The 18,813-nt window shown below is 72.1% G+C and carries 9 protein-coding genes and 2 tRNA genes; 5 read left to right on the top strand and 6 right to left on the bottom strand.

The window, feature by feature from the left end; translation table 11 throughout:
- Nucleotides 1-20: 20 nt before the first annotated feature.
- Together ACIOHG_RS16815 and thrS are read right to left on the bottom strand one after the other, a co-directional pair.
- Nucleotides 21-578, bottom strand: a complete 558-nt coding sequence (locus ACIOHG_RS16815) for an HIT family protein (protein WP_400950783.1) — start codon at nt 576-578, stop codon at nt 21-23.
- Nucleotides 579-659: 81 nt separating this feature from the next.
- On the bottom strand, nt 660-2,639 hold the full coding sequence (thrS, locus tag ACIOHG_RS16810; RefSeq protein WP_400950781.1) for a threonine--tRNA ligase: 1,980 nt from the start codon (nt 2,637-2,639) through the stop codon (nt 660-662).
- 269 nt (nt 2,640-2,908) lie between these two features.
- Between thrS and ACIOHG_RS16805 the strand changes: the two genes are divergently transcribed.
- Nucleotides 2,909-3,673: a 3'-5' exonuclease gene (locus ACIOHG_RS16805; RefSeq protein ID WP_400951189.1), complete on the top strand. Its 765-nt coding sequence runs from the start codon at nt 2,909-2,911 to the stop codon at nt 3,671-3,673.
- 101 nt (nt 3,674-3,774) lie between these two features.
- Here the strand turns inward: ACIOHG_RS16805 and ACIOHG_RS16800 are convergent.
- A tRNA-Val gene (locus tag ACIOHG_RS16800) sits at nt 3,775-3,846 on the bottom strand.
- Between the two features lie 185 nt (nt 3,847-4,031).
- Nucleotides 4,032-4,103: transfer RNA gene (locus ACIOHG_RS16795), tRNA-Val, on the bottom strand.
- A 401-nt stretch (nt 4,104-4,504) separates the two neighbouring features.
- Between ACIOHG_RS16795 and ACIOHG_RS16790 the strand changes: the two genes are divergently transcribed.
- The 3 genes from ACIOHG_RS16790 to ACIOHG_RS16780 all read left to right on the top strand — a co-directional run bounded on the left by ACIOHG_RS16790 (nt 4,505) and on the right by ACIOHG_RS16780 (nt 6,310).
- Nucleotides 4,505-4,918, top strand: a complete 414-nt coding sequence (locus ACIOHG_RS16790) for an SsgA family sporulation/cell division regulator (RefSeq protein ID WP_030056266.1) — start codon at nt 4,505-4,507, stop codon at nt 4,916-4,918.
- Between the two features lie 283 nt (nt 4,919-5,201).
- Nucleotides 5,202-5,777, top strand: a complete 576-nt coding sequence (locus ACIOHG_RS16785; protein WP_400710039.1) for a CGNR zinc finger domain-containing protein — start codon at nt 5,202-5,204, stop codon at nt 5,775-5,777.
- Between the two features lie 44 nt (nt 5,778-5,821).
- Entirely contained in the window at nt 5,822-6,310 is a 489-nt protein-coding gene (locus ACIOHG_RS16780) for a DsbA family protein (protein ID WP_400950779.1), read from the top strand.
- A gap of 64 nt (nt 6,311-6,374) precedes the next feature.
- Here ACIOHG_RS16780 and ACIOHG_RS16775 read toward each other — a convergent pair whose 3' ends face one another.
- Together ACIOHG_RS16775 and ACIOHG_RS16770 are read right to left on the bottom strand one after the other, a co-directional pair.
- Nucleotides 6,375-7,223 carry a GNAT family N-acetyltransferase gene (locus ACIOHG_RS16775; RefSeq protein ID WP_400950776.1) on the bottom strand — a complete coding sequence of 283 codons (849 nt, stop codon included), beginning with the start codon at nt 7,221-7,223 and terminating at the stop codon, nt 6,375-6,377.
- 103 nt (nt 7,224-7,326) lie between these two features.
- Nucleotides 7,327-11,232 carry a LamG-like jellyroll fold domain-containing protein gene (locus ACIOHG_RS16770; RefSeq protein ID WP_400950775.1) on the bottom strand — a complete coding sequence of 1,302 codons (3,906 nt, stop codon included), beginning with the start codon at nt 11,230-11,232 and terminating at the stop codon, nt 7,327-7,329.
- Nucleotides 11,233-11,629: 397 nt separating this feature from the next.
- On the opposite strand from ACIOHG_RS16770, the gene ACIOHG_RS16765 reads away from it, so the two are divergent.
- Nucleotides 11,630-18,763 carry a polymorphic toxin-type HINT domain-containing protein gene (locus ACIOHG_RS16765; RefSeq protein ID WP_400950772.1) on the top strand — a complete coding sequence of 2,378 codons (7,134 nt, stop codon included), beginning with the start codon at nt 11,630-11,632 and terminating at the stop codon, nt 18,761-18,763.
- Nucleotides 18,764-18,813 lie beyond the last annotated feature (50 nt).

Genomic DNA, 18,813 nt, shown 5'->3' with positions numbered 1-18,813 from the left:
CCCTCCGACGTTCCGTCAGCTCACGCCGACCACGCCTCGGCCAGCACCTTCCGGGTGTCCGCCAGCAGCTGCGGCAGCACCTTGGTGTGCCCCACCACCGGCATGAAGTTCGCGTCCCCGCCCCAGCGCGGCACCACGTGCTGGTGCAGGTGCGCCGCGATCCCGGCCCCCGCCGCCGCACCCTGGTTCATCCCGATGTTGAACCCGTGCGCCCCCGAGGCCGCCCGCAGCGCCGTCATCGCCCGCTTGGTGAACTCCCCGAGCTCCGCCGTCTCCGGCCCGTCCAGCTCGGTGTAGTCCGCGACGTGCCGGTACGGCACCACCATCAAGTGCCCGCCGTTGTACGGGTACAGGTTCAGCACCGCGAACACCGACTCGCCGCGCTGCACGATCAGCCCGTCCTCGTCGCTCAGCTTCGGGATCGAGCAGAACGGACAACCGTCGTCCGGAGCCGGGCCGGTGGGCTTGTTCTCGCCCTGGATGTACGCCATCCGATGGGGTGTCCACAGGCGGCGGAAGCCGTCCGGCTCCCCCACACCCCGCTGCAGTTCCGGCTCACTCGTCATGCCCGCCAGCATAAGCGGCACCGCTCGCGAAACGAGCAGTGCGGGACGGACTCCCGTGGGAGACCGCCCCGCACGTCACACCGGCAACGACCGTCAGACCTGCACCCGGCTGCGGACCGCCTCGACGATCTCCGCGATCGCCTCCGCCTTCGGCACGCCGTTCTTCTGCTCGCCGTTGCGGTAGCGGAACGACACTGCGCCGGCCTCGACGTCGTCGTTGCCCGCGATCAGCATGTACGGGATCTTACTGCGCTGGGCGTTGCGGATCTTCTTCTGCATCCGGTCGTCCGAGGTGTCCACGTCCACCCGGACGCCGTGCTTCTTCAGCTCCGCCGCGACCTCCTGCAGGTACGGCACGTGCTCGTCGGTGATCGGGATGCCGGTCACGGTGACCGGGGCCAGCCACGGCGGCATCGCGCCCGCGTAGTGCTCCAGCAGCACCGCGAAGAACCGCTCGATCGAGCCGAACAGCGCCCGGTGGATCATCACCGGCCGCTGCCGCGAGCCGTCCGCCGCGGTGTACTCCAGCTCGAAGCGCTCCGGCAGGTTGAAGTCCAGCTGGATGGTGGACATCTGCCAGGTCCGGCCGATCGCGTCCCGCGCCTGCACCGAGATCTTCGGACCGTAGAAGGCCGCGCCGCCCGGGTCCGGCACCAGCGGCAGGCCCTGCTTCTCGGCCACGCCGGCGAGGACGGCGGTGGCCTCCTCCCAGTCCGAATCCGTGCCGACGAACTTCTCCGGGTCCTTGGTGGACAGCTCCAGGTAGAAGTCGTTCAGGCCGTAGTCGCGCAGCAGGTCCAGCACGAAGGTGAGGGTCCGGTCCAGCTCCTCGGCCATCTGCTCGCGGGTGCAGTAGATGTGCGCGTCGTCCTGGGTGAAGCCGCGGGCCCGGGTCAGGCCGTGCACCACGCCGGACTTCTCGTACCGGTACACGGTGCCGAACTCGAAGAGGCGCAGCGGCAGTTCGCGGTACGAGCGGCCGCGCGCGTCGAAGATCAGGTTGTGCATCGGGCAGTTCATGGGCTTGAGGTAGTAGTCCGTGCCCTCGTCGAGCTGCATGGGGGGGTACATGCCGTCGGCGTACCAGTCGAGGTGGCCGCTGGTCTCGAACAGCTTCCCCTTGGTGGCGTGCGGGGTGTAGACGAACTCGTAGCCCTCCTCCTCGTGCCGCTTGCGCGAGTAGTCCTCCATGGTGCGACGGATGATGCCGCCCTTGGGGTGGAAGACCGCGAGGCCGGAGCCGATCTGCTCGGGGACGGAGAACAGGTCGAGCTCGGTGCCGAGCTTGCGGTGGTCGCGCTTGGCGGCCTCCTCGAGGAAGTCGAGGTGCGCCTTCAGCTCCTCCTTGGAGGGCCAGGCGGTGCCGTAGAGGCGCTGCAGCATGGGGTTGCGCTCGCTGCCGCGCCAGTACGCGGCGGCGGAGCGCATCAGCTTGAAGGCCGGGATGTGCCGGGTGCTGGGCAGGTGCGGGCCGCGGCAGAGGTCGCCCCAGCAGACCTCGCCGGTCTTCGGGTCGAGGTTGTCGTAGATGGTCAGCTCGCCGGCGCCGACCTCGACGTCGGCGCCCTCGCCGGCGGTCGCGGCCGAGCCCTTGAGGCCGATCAGCTCCAGCTTGTAGGGCTCCCCGGCGAGTTCCTCGCGGGCGGCCTCGTCGGTGACCACGCGGCGGGAGAACTTCTGCCCCCGCTTGATGATCTCCTGCATGCGCTTCTCGATGGTCTTGAGGTCGTCCGGGTGGAACGGCTTCTCGACGTCGAAGTCGTAGTAGAAGCCGTCGCGGACCGGCGGGCCGATGCCGAGCTTGGCCTCGGGGAACACCTGCTGGACGGCCTGGGCCATCACGTGCGCGGTGGAGTGCCGCAGGATGTCGAGGCCGTCGGGGCTGGAGATCTCGACCGGCTCGACCTCGTCGCCGTCCTGGACGGCGTACGCGAGGTCCTTGAGCTGCCCGGCGACCCGGGCGGCGATCACGGCGCGGTCGTCGGCGAAGAGCTCGGCGGCCGTAGTGCCCGTGGTCACCACGCGCTCTTCCCGATCGGGTTCGCGGTTGATGATGATCCGGACGTCCGTCACCGGTTCTCTCCTGACGTTCTGGCTACTGTGGCGCAGCAGGGAGCTGCGTTGTGCATGGTACCGAGCCGGGCCGTGTCCCCGCCGCCACGTTACGGCGGGGTGGGCGGTGATGGTCCGGTCACGTTCCGCGACAGTGCGGGCGGCGGGCACGGTTGACCGTCCGTCGAGTGCGGTATCACTTGAGCACGGCGCGGCCGCTGCACCGGTCCTCGGTGGCAGCGGCGCCCGGTTGAGGACCGTGCGGCGTCTGAGGGGGCGTCATGCAGCAGATCCGTTCCTGGCACTTCGGACCGCTGGCGTCCTTCGACACCGAGACCACGGGTGTCGACGTCGAGCGGGACAGAATCGTTTCGGCCAGCCTCGTGGTGCAGTCCGCACCCGGCGGGGCGGCCACCGTCCGCAACTGGCTGGCGAATCCGGGCGTCCCGATCCCGGAGCCGGCCCGCGCGGTGCACGGCATCTCGGACGAGCGGGTGCGGGCGCACGGCCGCCCGCCGCGCGCGGTCGCGGTGGAGGTGGCGCTCGCGCTGGCCGAGCAGGCCCGGGCGGGGCGGCCGCTGGTGGTGATGAACGCCCCGTACGACCTGACGCTGCTGGACCGGGAGTTGCGCCGGCACGGGGCGGGTTCGCTGGCCGAGGCGCTGGGCGGGGCGGAGCTGCTGGTGCTCGACCCCCGGGTGCTGGACAAGCAGTTGGACCGCTACCGCAAGGGCCGCCGCACGCTGACCGACCTGTGCGCGCACTACGGCGTCCCGCTGGTCGGCGCGCACGACGCGGCGGCGGACGCGCTGGCCTCGCTGGAGCTGGTCCGCGCGCTGGCCGTCCGGTACGAGGCGCGGCTGGCCGGGTTGACGCCCGCCGAGCTGCACCTGCGGCAGGCGGTCTGGTACGCGGCGCAGGCGCGCGGCCTGGAGCGCTGGTTCGAGCGCTCGGGTTCGCCGGAGCGGGTGGACACCGCCTGGCCGCTGCGCCCGGCCCGGTGCGGCTGCGGGGAGCGCCTGGAGCCGGGCCACGCCTGCGGGTTGGCGGCCTGACGGACCGTCGGCGGGCCGTCCGACGACCGGCCGGCGGCACTCGGCGCCCGGGAACGCCGAAAGCCCCGACCTGGTGGTCGGGGCCTTCGGTTGGTGCGCGGTGGGCGATACTGGGATCGAACCAGTGACCCCTTCGGTGTGAACGAAGTGCTCTCCCGCTGAGCTAATCGCCCGGGCAACGAGAAGAACTGTAGCACCACTTGGGCCCCGGCTCCCAATCCGTTCCGCCGGCGCTCCCCCAGTTCCCCTGCCCCGTACGGCCGCTGAATGCGCGTCAGCAGTTCGGCGGAGTGCGCCGGAAAAGACGTAGGGCCCCGACTCGATAAACAAGTCGGGGCCCTACGCCTTTGCATTCCGGTGGGCGATACTGGGATCGAACCAGTGACCCCTTCGGTGTGAACGAAGTGCTCTCCCGCTGAGCTAATCGCCCGGGTGCAGGGAAAACATTACCCCATCCGCGGGGGTGCTCCGAACACCCCGGCCCGCCGCCGCACCGCCCCTGCATGCCCGGTCCCGCCCCCGGCCCCGACCAGCGGGGTCGACCGGCCCCGGGGCGCGGGCGGCCCGGCCGGACGGGGCCGTCGGCGCAGGTTCGTGCGTTCCTCCAGCCGTCGGCGGGCCGGCTCCGGTGCGACCGCCGGTAATGCCCTGCCGTTACCGGCCCGCCACCCGTCCGGCCGGGCCGCCCGAACGATTCCGCAATGCGCCGGAAGGGGTACGACTCGCACCGGAATCGGGACAGACGGGTTTACACCGGGCTTTCAGGTGGGATGGTCCGTTCGCCGACGTGCGATTCCCCGAGCGCACACTGAGCGAAAGGCCCTGGCGCTTATGAACACCACGGTCAGCTGCGAGCTGCACCTGCGCCTCATCGTGTCCAGCGAGTCGTCACTGCCCGTCCCCGCGGGCCTGCGCTACGACACTGCCGACCCCTATGCCGTGCATGCGACGTTCCACACCGGAGCCGACGAGACCGTGGAGTGGGTGTTCGCCCGCGACCTCCTCGCGGAGGGGCTGCACCGACCGACCGGCACCGGCGACGTCCGGGTGTGGCCGTCGCGCAGTCACGGTCAAGGCGTGGTTTGCATCGCCCTGAGCTCTCCGGAAGGAGAGGCACTGCTGGAGGCCCCGGCCCGGGCGCTTGAGTCCTTCCTCAAGCGGACGGACGCCGCGGTCCCACCCGGCACCGAACACCGTCACTTCGACCTCGACCGGGAGCTGTCCCACATCCTCGCCGAGAGCTGAGCACCCCGATCGAGATACGGCCCGCCGTCGCGCGGCGGCGGGATCGCCTCGCTGCGCACCGTCCTACTCGGGGGCACGGTCGCAGTTCGCAGCCGCCCACCGCGGCCTCGGGGCCCGGCCCCGGGCGTCCCTCCCACCGGAGCGGACGCCCGGGGCCCAGCCGTGCGCCGGGGCGGGGCCGGGAGTGCGGGTACCCGCCCCGGTGACCGCCCGGGCCGGTAGAGTCGGCCAGCGATGACCGACGCGACGGCCCCCGGGCCCTCGCCGCGTGAGGAGCCCCCACGTGCTGATCACCCATGACACCGAGTGCGCGCTGAGCATCCTGGTGGAGCTGCTGAACACGGCGCCCGAGGCGTGCGGCAGCGAGCAACTGCCCGACGTGGCGGCGTTGAGCGGCTTCGTGGTCCGGCAGGAGATCAGCGAGATCGACTCGCTCGGCCCGGCGGACCTGGCGGCGGTGCACGAGCTGCGCGCCCGGCTGCGCGAGGTGTTCGCCGCCGAGTCGGTGGAGCAGGCGGCCGGGCTGGTGAACACCCTGGTCGCCGAGGCCGGGACGACGCCCCGGCTGACCAACCACGACCACCACGGCTGGCACATCCACTACTTCGCCCCGCACGCCGCGGTCGGCCGGCACCTGGCGGCCGAGCTGGGCATGGCGCTGGCCTTCATCGTGATGGCGGGCGAGCTGGAGCGGCTGCGCCGCTGCGAGGCGCCGGGCTGCGCCCGGGTCTTCGTCGACCTGTCCCGCAACCGCTCGCGCCGCTACTGCGACAGCCGCACCTGCGGCAACCGGCTGCACGTGGCCGCGTACCGGGCCCGGCAGCGCTCGGCCGAGGCGGTGCCGGCCGCCGGGCACTGACCCGGCCGGTCGGCGGCGGGCCGCCGACCTGGGAGACTTGGGGCATGAGCGATTCCCCCCTCCCCCGCGTCGAGTTCTGGTGCGACCTGCTGTGTCCCGACTGCCGTACCGCCCTGGACGACGTCCGGGCGCTGCGGGAGCGGTTCGGCGAGGCGCTGACCGTGGAGCTGCGGCACTTCCCGCTGGAGAAGCACAAGTACGCGTACCCGGCGGCGGAGGCCACGGCCGAGGCCTTCGAGCAGGGGCGCGGCTGGGAGTTCGCGGAGGCGGTGCTGGCCCGGCTGGAGGAGGTCGAGCGCGGCGGGGCCCCGGTGCTGGTGGAGATCGCCGCCGCGGTCGGGGTGGACGCGGAGGAGGTCGACACCGCGCTGATCGACGGCCGCCACATGCTCTGGGTCGACTCGGACGTGGCCGAGGGCCGGGCGATCGGCGTCAAGGGCACGCCGACGTACGTGGTGGCGGGGACGCGGCTGGACGGCGGGCAGTCCCAGGAGGGTCTGCGGGAGCGGATCACGGAGCTGCTGGGCGGCTGACGCCCGCAGCGGTCGGGAGCGGCCGGTCCGGCGCGGCGGGGCGGCGGTTCCGGAGCAGCGCGGTTCAGAGCAGCGGTTTGGCGAGCATCCGGCGGGTGGTCCGGTAGCCGAGCGAGTCGTACAGCGCGCGGGCCGGGGCGTTGCCGCTGAACACGTTGAGGCCGAGGTCGTGGACGCCGGCCGCCCGGCAGGCGTGCTCGGCGAGGTGCATCAGGGTGCGGCCGTGGCCGTGGCGGCGGTGTTCGGGGGCGACCTCGACCAGCATCACCCAGGCCAGCGGGCGGCCGTCCGGCAGGACGTCCTGGTGGAGCGTGACCCAGAGGCTGCCGAGCACCCGGTCGGCGGGGTCGAGCAGGTGGCGCAGCACGGTGTCGGGGGTGGCCGGGCCGGCCGGGAGGGCGCGGTCGTGGTCGCGGGCGGCCCGTTCGGCGGCCTCGGCGGGGCCGGCGCCGGCGGCGGTCAGGTGCTGCCGGTAGGCGGCGACGGAGGCGTCCCGCCAGGCCGGGTACTCGGCGGGGCCGATCGGACGGTGCGTCAGTTCCGTCGGCAGCGGCGGGAGTCGGCCGTCGAGCCGCTTGGCGAGGTTGCGCATCCGCTCGGTGTAGCCGAGGGCGCGGGCGAGTTGCAGGGCGGCCGCGGCCTCGGCGGGGACGGTGATGTCGATCCGGGTACAGCCCCAGGAGCGCAGCACCTCCTCGGCGGCCAGCGCGCCGATGGTGGCGCGGCCCCGCCGGTGTCCTTCGCGGACCTCCAGTTCGGCGATCGAGCCGGCCCGGGTGCCGGCCCGGGCGGGGGCGGCGCTGGTCCGCAGGCCGCCGACCGGGCGGCCGTTCACCATGATCCGCCAGCGCCGCGTCCGGCCTCCGTCCGCGCCGGTCTCCTCGGGGCCCTCGGGCCGCAGCGTGGTGGTCATACCGGCGGTGTTCCCCGTGGCCGGACGCTTGTACCGCCGCCGCCGGAACGACGCGGGGGCCTGCGGACCGGAGCGGTCCGCAGGCCCCCGGCCCGGCGGTGGGTCAGGCGGTGAACAGCGCGCCCACCTGCTCGGCGGTCAGGGCGTACGGGTACGTCCGTACGTCGCTCACCGCGCCGTGGGCCTGGTTGTCGATGGGGTACTTGGCGGTGCCGGTGGCGCCGATGGTGAGCGAGGTGGTCGCGTTCCAGGGCGTGGGGTTGGTGCCGGAGCCGGCGTACTTGCCGTTGACGTACAGCGTCATCACGTGGGTGGCCACGTCGTACGTCCCCACCAGGTGGGTCCACTGGCCGGTCTGGGTGGTGGCGGTGTCGGTGGCGTTGTAGTAGGCGCCGGTGGTGTAGGAGTCGGCGGCGGGCGCCACGAAGCTCCAGTGGCCGTAGGCCTTGGAGTACTGGAGGTAGAAGGCGCCGCGTTCGGAGCCGTTCTGGGTGACGAAGGTCTGGTAGTCGGTGAGGTCGTTGGCCTTCACCCAGGCGGAGACCGAGTAGCTGCGGCTGGTGTCGACCGCGGGCGCGGCCTTGAGGTAGCTGCCGTTGCTGACGTCGACCGCGGCGGAGGCCCGCCCCTTGTGGTCGGTGGTGAGGACGGCGGTGGACGGGCAGGTGTTGACGCCGTTGGCGTACTTGCAGAGGCCGGCCGGGTTGAGGCCGGTGTCGTCGAGGGCGGTGCCGTTGTTGGTGCTCGCGCCGTCGAGGGCCCAGCGGTCGGGGCCGGTGGAGGTGCTCAGCACCGGGGTGGGTCCGGTCTGCCAGGTGTAGCCGGGGGCGCTCGCGGTGCCCGCGGGCACGCCGGTCCAGATCTGGATGCTGTTGTCGGCGGTGATGCCCCACAGGGTGGAGTGGCCGCTGCCGGTGAGGTCGCCGTCGGAGCCCATCAGCGGCCAGCCGGCCGTGCTGGGGTCGACCTTGCCGATCAGGGTGTTGGTGGCCAGGGTCTTGAGGGTGGGGAAGGTGACGGACCCGCCGAAGCCGTCGTCGATGGCGACGGTGCCGGTGGTGAAGGTGTAGCCGCGCAGGTCGCCGTTGCCGTGGTTGCGGGCCCACAGGCCGGGTCGGCCCTGGTTCCACCAGTCGCCGGGCGCGATCAGGTCCCAGCCCTTCCAGCCGGTGGCGGAGAGCTTGGTCGGGGCGCCGAGCACGGCGTCGCCGACGGTCGGGTAGAACCAGAGCGCGCCGTCGCCCTCGGGGTTGGTCTCGACGGTGAACAGGCCGGTGCGGTTGAGGAACTTCTTGGCCGGGTCGAGGTTGGTGGTGCTGGGGTCGCCGCTGGCGGCGATCTGGAGCGTGGTCGTCCAGTCGCCGGTGTGGTAGCCGGTGCAGTCGGTGAGCGTCTGGTCGCAGGCGGGCTTGCCGAGCGTGCTCCTGGTGTCGAAGACGCCGGGAACGCCGGTGTTGCCAGGGTTCTTGTAGTAGTTGAGGACCGGGTCGCCGTCCTTGTGGACGATCAGGTCGTCGACGTTCTTGCCGCCGGTGAGGCTGCCGCGGTGGGTGGTGCGGTAGTTGGCCCAGGAGTCGCCGCCGGGCGAGTTGGCGCGCTTGGCCGCGATCTGGGTGGCCGGGGCCTTCGCCAGCGGGTTGCCGGGGACGGTGTAGGCGCGCAGGTTGCCCGCGGTGTCGGGGGTGACGATGTCGGGGGCGCCGTCACCGGTGACGTCGCCGAAGACCGGGGCCGGTCCGTTCGGGTTCCAGGGGGCGTAGAAGGAGTAGGAGTTGACCGGCGAGAGGTTGCCCGCGTTGTCCTCGGCCTGCACGTAGAGGATGTTGGTGCCCCAGTGGGTGGCGGTGATGCCGGGGATCTGACCGCCCGTCGGCATCGCGCCGCCGCAGTGCCAGGAGCCGTCGGCGATCTGCGAGTCCCAGCCCCAGCGCAGGCAGGCCAGGCCGGAGGTGTTCAGGCCGGACGGGTTGGGGTCGGTCACGGTGATCGGGACGGCGCCGCTCTGGCCCGCGTAGATCTGCGGGGTCTGGCCGTTGCCGGACGGCGGGAACTGCTTGCTCGGGTCGGTGACGGTGCCGGGGAAGGAGACCGTCGGCGCGGTCAGGTCGACCTTGAAGTAGCAGGTCGGGGTGGCCGCGGACCAGGAGACGCCGGCCAGCTGGTCGCTGGCCATCATGCTGTAGCCGTAGGAGTGGCCGTCCTTGATGGCGCTGCCGGGGACGGCGAAGGAGGTGACGTTGCCGGTGCCGACCAGGTTGGAGTACCCGGAGGCGACGTCGGGGGTGCCACTGATCTGGTAGTCCCAGATGTGGTCCCAGGACCAGAGCTGACCCTGGGTGGGGCTGGAGACGGTGGCGTTCAGCCAGACCGCGCCGTCCTGGTTGGTGCCGGCGCCGAGCCAGGCCCAGTCGTTGGAGTTGCCGTCGCCGCAGGACTGGGTGGTCTGCGCGGGGCTGACCGTCTTGGGCGCGGGCCAGACCGCCGGGCTGGTGGGGGTGTTGGGCGTGCGGTCGTACTCGACGTACAGGCTGGGGTGGTAGTCGAACCGCTTGAAGGCGTTCTGGTTGGTCTCGTTGCCGTACAGGCCGAAGGTCAACTGCCCGTTGTTGGTGTACTGCTGGAGGGTGCCGGTGATGTCGTAGTTGAACGGCACGTTGTCGTAGCAGCCGGTGTGGCCGGAGCCGCCGACGGTCCGCTGGCCGAGCGAACCGCCCACCTGCCAGGGCTGGTTGCCCCAGGTGGTGCCGCTGCTGATGGCGCTGGTCAGGTAGAGGTCCAGCGGGTACGCGTTGCCGCAGGTCCAGTCCGCGGAGACGTACTCCTGGAAGTTCAGCGTCGCGTAGTGGACCACCGCGCCGTTGAGCGGGTTGATGTCGTACTGGAAGAACGAGCGGTACTTGTCGGCGGGGCTGCAGGAGCCGCCGGCCGCGTAGTAGCCGCAGATGCCGACGCCGGGGTGGTCGGAGTCGGCGCTGCCGGACCGGTTCCAGTTGGCGGTGCCGGGGTAGGCGGACTGGATCCAGGTCCAGGCGTTGTTGCCCTGGGTCCACGGCACCCAGGCGGGGTCGACGTAGAACGGCGCGGTGCCGTTGGCGATCAGGTCCTGGTCGGGCGTCAGGTCGATGCCGCCCTTGTCGGCCTTGACCGGCATCGCGGCGACCTTCGCGGACCGGCCGGGGCCGGCGGCGTCGCTGTGGTCGTGGCCGGGCTGCGGGGCGGGGGCGGCTGCGACGTCGCGGGGGGCGCCCTGGGCCTTCGCGGTCTTCGCCGGTGCGGCGGGTGCGGGCGCGGCGGCGGAGCTGTCCCACATCTGCGGGGTCGGCGCGGTCCACCGGGCCCTGCCGTCGGCGCCCTTGGCGGTGAGGTTGCCGCCGTGGTCGCTCTCGACCGTCACGCCGTCGACCACGGTGTCGAAGTGCAGGGTCCGCACGGCCGGGTCGGCAGCCGCGGCCTTGGTGCGCAGGACGAGGACGGTGGTCAGGCCGCCGGCCTTGGTGGCGGTGACCTTGAGGTCGGTGTCGGGACGCACCCCCGGGTAGAGCACGCTGTCGCCGTCGACGACCGGGGCGGTGAGCCGGAACGGGGCGGTCAGCGCCAGCTTCTTGCCGTCCGAGCTGGTCATGGTGGCCAGCGGGCCGTCGCCGCCCTTGGACAGCACCAGCGAGGAGGCGGCCGACTTCGGCGAGAAGGTGCCGTCCTGGTTGGCCGTCAGGGTGGCGTCCAGGGGCTGCCAGGTGCCGTCGCGCTTCACCCGCTGCTGGTCCGGGTGGCCGGTCAGGCCGAGGTGGCCCTCGGGCGTGGCCACCGTCTCGCTGAACTCGGTGGTCAGCGAGGCGACCGGGACGGGCCTGCCGGTGGCCTTCGCCTCGGCGAGGGCGCGGTCGGCGTCGCCCGCGGGCGGGCGCTCCTTCATCCGTTCCGCGGTCGCGGCGTCGATCTGCCGGCGGGAAAGCAGGGTCGACGGTCCGCCGACGGCCGCCGCCGGAACCGCGAGTGCCGCGAGAACCACGGCGGCCACCGCCACGGAAATGGGTGCATGCGAAGCGCCGCTACTACGGCGTCTGGACAAAGGAATCCCCCCTCGGGGTGAGCTCAAATTGCCTCGATGCCATGGGGTGCAGAGGCCGGGGACACCGTGCCAAAATCGGCGGTGCGGAGCAAATCAATTCGGCCCGGCGGATGCGATTTGAGCGGACACGCCCCTTTCGTGAGGGGTGTGAGAAGTCTCACCCGACTCTCATATGTGCAGGTCATTGCCATGATCACCGGGCCGCCCATAGCATCCGCCCGCTCTCGCGGGGGAAATGAACCGAGAGTCGATACCTATTTCTGGAGAGGGCTTTACCTTGCCTTGGGAAAATAGAAATGGCGCGCCTCGGCGCACCCTTCGAAAAGTCCGGCGGAGATTGGCGGCAATCACCGCCGCCGCCGTCATCGGTTCACTGCTCGCGCCGGTCTCGGCGGCCGTTGCGGCGCCCGGCCCGGACTTTTCCCGGAAGTGGTCGCCGCAGCACACTCCGCTGCCGAAGACCCCGGGGGTGAAGGGCGCGGAGGCCGCGCGCGAAAAGGCCCCGGCCCCCGCGCACCCGGTGCCGGCGACCTGGCAGCCGGCGAAGTCCCGGCCCGCCGCGCCGCACGGCCGGGCGAGCGTGACGCTGGGCGCCGCGCCCGCGAAGCCGACCGCCCCGGCGGACGCCGAGTCCGCGTCCGGCGTGGAGTCCGCGTCCGGTGCCGAGTCCACCGCGGCCGGGCTGCCGGTCTCGCTGGCGCCGCTGGCGGGCTCCGCCGCGGCCGGGCAGACCGTGCAGGTCGAGGTCGCGGACACCGGTTCCACCTCCGCCGCCGGCATCCCCGGTCTGGCGATGACGCTGACCCGGACGGTCAAGGGCGACGCCGCGCCGGTCCGCGTCGGCGTCGATCTCGCCGCGCTGGCACCCGCGTTCGGCGCCGACTGGGCCGGCCGCGCGCAGGTGGTGGCCCTGCCGAACTGCGCGCTGAGCGCCCCGCGCACCGCCGGCTGCCTGGACCGCCGCCCGGTGCCCTCGCACGTCGAGCCCGGTACCGGCAAGCTGGTCGCGGACGTGGTGCTGCCGGCCGACGACGGAGCGGTGCACACCGGCGTGCAGGCGCTGTCGGCGGCCTCGGCGGCCGCTTCGATGACCCTGGCGGTGGTGTCCGGCGCCTCCAGCGGGGCGGGCAGCTACGCGGCCACCCCGCTGAACCCCTCGCAGGCCTGGTCCGCGGGCGGTTCGTCCGGCGCCTTCACCTACTCGTACCCCCTGGCCGTGCCCCCGGCGCTGGGCGGTTCCGCGCCGAGCGTGGCGCTCGGCTACGACTCGGCCTCGGTGGACGGCAAGACCTCCTCCACCAACGCGCAGGCGTCCTGGATCGGCGACGGCTGGGACTACGGCGCCGGTTTCGTGGAGCGCTCGTACAAGCCCTGCTCGAAGGCCGGCATCACCAACTCCGGTGACGTGTGCTGGGCGGGCGCCAATCTGACGCTGTCGCTGGCCGGGCACTCGGGCGAACTGGTGCCCGACGACGCGTCCTGCCAGAGCGGCGCGGCCGCGACGCTGGAGCAGTCCAACTGCACCTGGCGGCTGAAGGACGACGACGCGACCAAGGTGCAGTTCCTGACCGGCGCCACCAACGGCACCTGGAACGGCTCGTACCTGAAGGTCACCGACACGACCGGGACGGTCTACTACTTCGGCCTGAACCACCTGCCCGACGCGTCCGGCAACCCGTCCACCAAGGGCGCGGACTCCGGCTCCGCGTGGACGGTGCCGGTGTACTCCCCGAACGCCGGGGACCCGTGCTACGACGCCGCCAAGGGCAAGTCGTCCTGGTGCCAGGCGGCCTGGCGCTGGAACCTCGACTACGTGGTCGACCCGCACGGCAACCTGACCACCTACACCTACACCCCGGAGACCAACTCCTACTCCCGGGGCGGTGCGCAGAACAACGGCACCGGCACGCTGACGCAGTACACCCGCGGCGGCGTCCTCCAGTCCATCGGCTACGGGCAGCTGCTCTCCGACCAGATCGCCGCGAACGGCGCCTACAACCCGGCGGCGAAGGTCGTCTTCTCCTCCGGCGAGCGCTGCGTCACCTCGACCCTGGCCTGCGACCCGGTCAACCGGACCACCGCGCACGCGGGCGACTGGCCGGACGTCCCGCTCGACCAGCAGTGCGCGAGCACCGGCACCTGCACCGTCTATGGGCCGACCTTCTGGACCACCAAGTGGCTCAGCTCCGTCACCACCCAGGTCCGCAGCGGCGGCGCCTACCGTGACGTGGACTCGTACGCGCTGACGCACACCTTCGTGAACGTGCAGAACGCGACCGAGAACACCCAGGTCCCGTGGCTGGCCAGCGTGCAGCGGACCGGCAAGGACAGCCAGGGCGGCGGGAGCGCCGTCACGCTGCCGCCGGTGTCGTTCACCGCGATGCTGCTGCCGAACCGGGTCGACGGGACCAACCTGGTGCCGTCCCGTCCGGCGTACAACCGGCCGCGGATCCAGCTGATCACCACCGAGACCGGCTCCACCATCGGCGTCGACTACAAGGCCGCGGACTGCTCGCGGGTCACCAACGTGATGCCGGCCTCGGCCGACAGCGACACCCGCTCCTGCTACAACGTCAAGTGGCACGTCCCGAACGAGGCGCAGGGCGCGCAGCCGGTCGACGACTGGTTCCTGCGCTACCCGGTCAGCACGGTGACCTCCAGCCCCAACACGCCCGGCGCGGCACCGATCACCACCGCATACAGCTACGGCAACGCGGCCTGGCACCGCAACGACTCGCAGCTCACCGAGAGCACGGACCGCACCTGGGACCAGTTCCGCGGCTACGCAAGCGTCACCACCGTCACCGGCAACGGCAACGACGGGCCCAAGTCGCAGAAGTCGGCCACCTACTACCAGGGCATGGACGGCGACTACAAGGCCGACGGGACGACCCGCAGCGTCAGCGTCGCGGGCCCGATGAGCGGTCAGGTCACCGACTCCGACTGGCTCTCCGGCCAAGCGCTGGAGACCGACACCTGGACCCAGGCCGGCGGGACGATCACCGCGTACACGGTGAGCACCGCGACCGGCCCGGTCACCACCGCCACCCACAACCGCGCCGGGCTGCCCGCGCTGCTCGCCCGCTACACCGCGACCTCCTCCAGCGCTGTGACCAAGTCGCTGAAGGCGGACGGAAGTTGGCGCTCGGCCGGGAAGACCACCGGCACCGACTCCGGGCACGGCAACCGGATCACGACCTCGCTGGACACCGCGGACGGCCTGCCCGACATCTGCACCCGCACCGGCTACGCGGCCGGCGCCGACCCGCAGGTCCTGGCGGTCCCCTCGGAGACCGTGGTGGTCAGCGGCGCGAACGCCTGCACCGCCACCCCGGACGCGGGCAACACCGTCGGCTGGAGCCGCACCCTGTACGACGGGAAGGCGTTCGGCCTGCTCGGCACCGCGCTCGACCCGACGTCCAGCCTGACGATCGATCACTACAGCGGCACCACGCCGCAGTTCACCACCCACACGGCCGCCTTCGACGGCTACGGCCGACCGACCGCCGCCACCGACCCGAACGCCACCGACAACGCGCACCCCGGCGGCGCGGTGGTCACCACCGGCTACACCCCGGCCCAGGCCGGTGAGCTGCCGACCAGCACCACCGTCACCACCCCGGCCCCGGACGGCGCCGCGGACGTGGCCGCCGGCCGCACCACCACGACGACGATGGACCCGGCCCGCGGTCTGCCGACCTCGGTCACCGACCCCAACGGCCGGGTCACCACCGAGGCGTACGACCAGCTCGGCCGCCTCACCTCGGTGTGGATGCCCGGCCGGACGGCCCCGGCCACCGCCAACCAGACGTTCGCCTACTCCGTCCCCGGCGTGGTCAACGGCGTGGTGGTCCCGGCCACCGTCACCAGCTCGCAGCTGCGCACCGACGGCTCGTACGCGCTGTCCGTGCAGATCATGGACGGCATGGGCCGGGCGATCCAGACCCAGGCCAGCCCCGCGGCGTCCGCCTACACCGGCCGGATGATCTCGGACGTGGCCTACGACTCGCACGGCCGGGTGATCCGCTCCAACTCCTCCTGGTACGAGCCGACCACCGGCCCGTCCGGCGCGCTGTACCAGACCACCACCAACCAGGTGCCCGCCCAGTCCCACACCGTCTTCGACGGCCTCGGACGCGCGGTCACCACCGAACTGCTGGCCTACGGCACGGTGCAGTCCAGCACCACCACCGCCTACCCGGGAGCCGACCGCACCGACGTCACGCCCCCGGTCGGCGCCACCCCGACCAGCACGGTCGTGGACGCCCGCGGCCGCAGCGCGCAGCTGTGGGAGTACCGGACGCCGACCGCGACCGGCAACCCCGCGGACGCCGACGTCACCACGTACACCTACGGCGCCGACGGCAACCTGGCCACCCAGAAGGACGCGGCGGGCAACACCTGGACCCACGGCTACGACCTGTCGGGCCACGAGACCGCCTCGACCGACCCGGACACCGGCAGCAGCAGCCGGAAGTACGACGCGGCGGGCCGGGTGGCCTCGTCCACCGACGCGCGCGGCCGGACCGTCGCGTTCAGCTACGACCTGCTGGGCCGCACCACCGGCAGCTACGACGGCACGGTGAGCGCGGCCACCCAGCTGACCGGCTTCACCTACGACACCGTCCTGAAGGGCCTGCCCGCCACCTCGACCCGGTACGTCGGCGGCGCCGGGGGCAGCGCGTACACCAGCGCGGTGCTCTCGTACGACACCGCGTACCACCCGACCAAGACCACGGTGACCATCCCCGGCAGCGAGGTCGGCACCGGCTCGACCCCGTTCAGCTACACCTACCAGGCCAGCTACGACCCGATCACCGGCGCGCTGAAGGCCGACAACCGCTCGGCGGTCGGCGACATCGCGGCCGAGACGGTCACCTACTCGTACGACGTCAACGGGCCGCTGTCCTCGTTCGGCGCGTTCGGCGGCTCCACCTACGACCTGTCCTCCGACTACGACGCCTACGGCCGCAACATCCGCTCCACGATGAACCCGTGGGGCACCCAGGTGGTCGTCACCAACACCTACGACAACACCACCGGCCGGCCGCTCCAGCAGTTCGTCGACAAGCAGACCGCCGCGACCGGGGCCGTCCAGCAGACCACCTACGCCTACAACGCGGCCGGGCAGGTCACCGCCGTCCGCAGCATCCCGGACAACGTCCCGGCCAACACCGACCTGCAGTGCTTCGGCTACGACTACCTCGGCCGCCTGACCACCGCGTGGTCCGACACCGGGACGCTCGCCCTGCAGGCCCAGCCGACCGTCGGCAACCAGGGCGGGTGCGCCAACGCCACGCCCACCAGCGGCGTCACCGCCCCGGCGAAGACCACCGTCGGCGGCCCCGGCGCGTACTGGCAGACGTACGGCTACGACCTGACCGGCAACCGCAAGCAGTTCGTCCAGCACGACCCGGCGGGTGACACCACCAAGGACACCACCGTCACCCAGACCTTCCAGCCGGCCGGCACCGTCAACACCCGGACCACCGCCTCCAACACCGGCGGCGGCACCGGCGGTCCGCACGCGCTGATCGGCTCCACCACCACCGGCCCGGCGGGCACCACCTCGTCGAACAGCCAGTACGACGAGGCCGGCAACACCACCGCGGTCACCGACACCTCGGGGACGGCGGCGCTGACCTGGGACGGTGAGTCCAAGCTCACCTCCTACAACAAGACCGGCAGCACCGGCGCCACCACCTTCCTCTACGACGCCTCCGGCCAGCAACTGATCCGGCGCGACCCCGGCCGGACCACCATCACCCTCGGCGGTGACGAGCTGGTCTACGACACCAACGCCCGGACCACCACCGGCGTCCGGTACTACCAGATCCCCGGCGGCACCACCCTGGTCCGCCAGGGCGGCAAGTCCACCTACCAGATCGGCGACCTGCACGGCACCGGGACGCTCGCCCTGGACGCCACCACGCTCGCCGAGAGCCGCCGCCTCACCGACCCGTTCGGCAACCCGCGCGGCACCCAGCCCACCGGCTGGGCCGGCGACCGCGGCTACGTCGGCGGCAGCAAGGACGACGCCACCGGCCTGACCAACCTCGGCGCCCGCGAGTACCAGCCGGCCACCGGCCGGTTCCTCAGCCCCGACCCGGTCATCGGCCTGGGCAACCCGCAGCAGTGGAACGCCTACGCCTACAGCAACAACGACCCGGTCGGCTCCAGCGACCCGACCGGCCGCTACACCTGCCGCAACGGCCACGAGGGCTGCGACGAGCACGGCAACGCCTGCGGCGGCAACTGCAGCGCCGACGCCACCATGGTCGGCGACTGCGTCGAGACCGAGTGCGGCCACAGCGAGATCAACCAGAACCCCGACCACACCATCGAGGAGCAGAAGCAGGCCCGGCTGAAGAAGATCCTCAAGCAGCTCGACGACTACCAGAACAAGCGGGTCTGCAAGGGCCTCGGGAAGGGCACCCGCTGCCAGTCCCAGGAGGGCTGGGACCGCGACAACGCCAGCTCGGCGGCCTTCTGGAGCGGCATCGGCGACATGACCTTCGTGGTCCCGTGGGCGCGCTGCACCTTCCAGCACGACGACCACGAGTGCGACGTCGCGGGCACCGCGGCCTCCACCATGGACCTCGGCGGGATCGCGGTCGGCACCGAGGAGGCCGGCGCGGCCTACCTGAGCGCGCTGCTCACCCGGGCCGCGTCCAAGGACACGCCGCCGGTCCTGAAGAAGATCCTCCAGGCCCTCGCCGGGCTGTGCCAGGCCAACAGCTTCCCCGGCGACACCCGGGTGCAGCTGGCGGACGGCGGCTCCAAGCCGATCGAGGAGGTCGAGGTCGGCGACACGGTGCTCGCCACCGACCCGCTGACCGGCCGCACCAGCGCGGAGAAGGTCACGGCGGTGGTCACCACCCCCACCGACGCCGACTTCACCGACCTGACCGTGGCCACCCCCGCCGGCGACCGGACCCTCACCTCGACCCGGCACCACCCGTACTGGGACCGGTCGACGCAGCGCTGGACCGACGCCGCCGACCTCAAGGCCGGCGAGGAGCTCCAGCAGCCGGACGGCGCGGTGGTGCGGATCGCCGAGGTCCGCAGCTACACGAAGCCGGTGTTCACCTACAACCTGACGGTCGACCAGCTCCACACGTACTACGTGCTGGCCGGTCCGACGGCGGTCCTGGTGCACAACGCCCCCGCCAACTGCAAGATGTCGAACACCATCGGCAAGCTCGCCGACGGCAGGTTCGGCGACATCCTCACCAAGTGGTTCCCGACCTCGAAGATCGAGTCGCAGTTCCCGATCTGGACGCCGTACGGCGTCCGGGAGGCCGACTACGCCGTGGCGGACGGAAAGGGCGGGTACCAGTTGTACGAGGTGAAGGCCAACGGGTCGAGGTACACCGCGATCCAGCGGAAGAAGGACGCCTGGATCGCCCAGAACCTCGGGTGGCAGACCACGGTGATCCGGATGAGCCAACCTTGTCCTTCCGGTTGCTGAACCCCGTTCCGCCGGACCCCGTTCCGCTGGACCCCGTTCCCCGAGAGATG

It is taken from the genome of Kitasatospora sp. NPDC088134 (assembly GCF_044741705.1).
Classification (GTDB): Bacteria; Actinomycetota; Actinomycetes; order Streptomycetales; family Streptomycetaceae; genus Kitasatospora.
This window is presented reverse-complemented; position numbering and strand designations above follow the sequence as displayed.

Coding starts and splice junctions, on each gene's coding strand:
- ACIOHG_RS16780 (WP_400950779.1), top strand. CDS start 5,822: ATGAGCGATTCCCCCCTCCCCCGCGTCGAGTTCTGGTGCGACCTGCTG.
- ACIOHG_RS16775 (WP_400950776.1), bottom strand. CDS start 7,223: ATGACCACCACGCTGCGGCCCGAGGGCCCCGAGGAGACCGGCGCGGAC.
- ACIOHG_RS16815 (WP_400950783.1), bottom strand. CDS start 578: ATGCTGGCGGGCATGACGAGTGAGCCGGAACTGCAGCGGGGTGTGGGG.
- ACIOHG_RS16790 (WP_030056266.1), top strand. CDS start 4,505: ATGAACACCACGGTCAGCTGCGAGCTGCACCTGCGCCTCATCGTGTCC.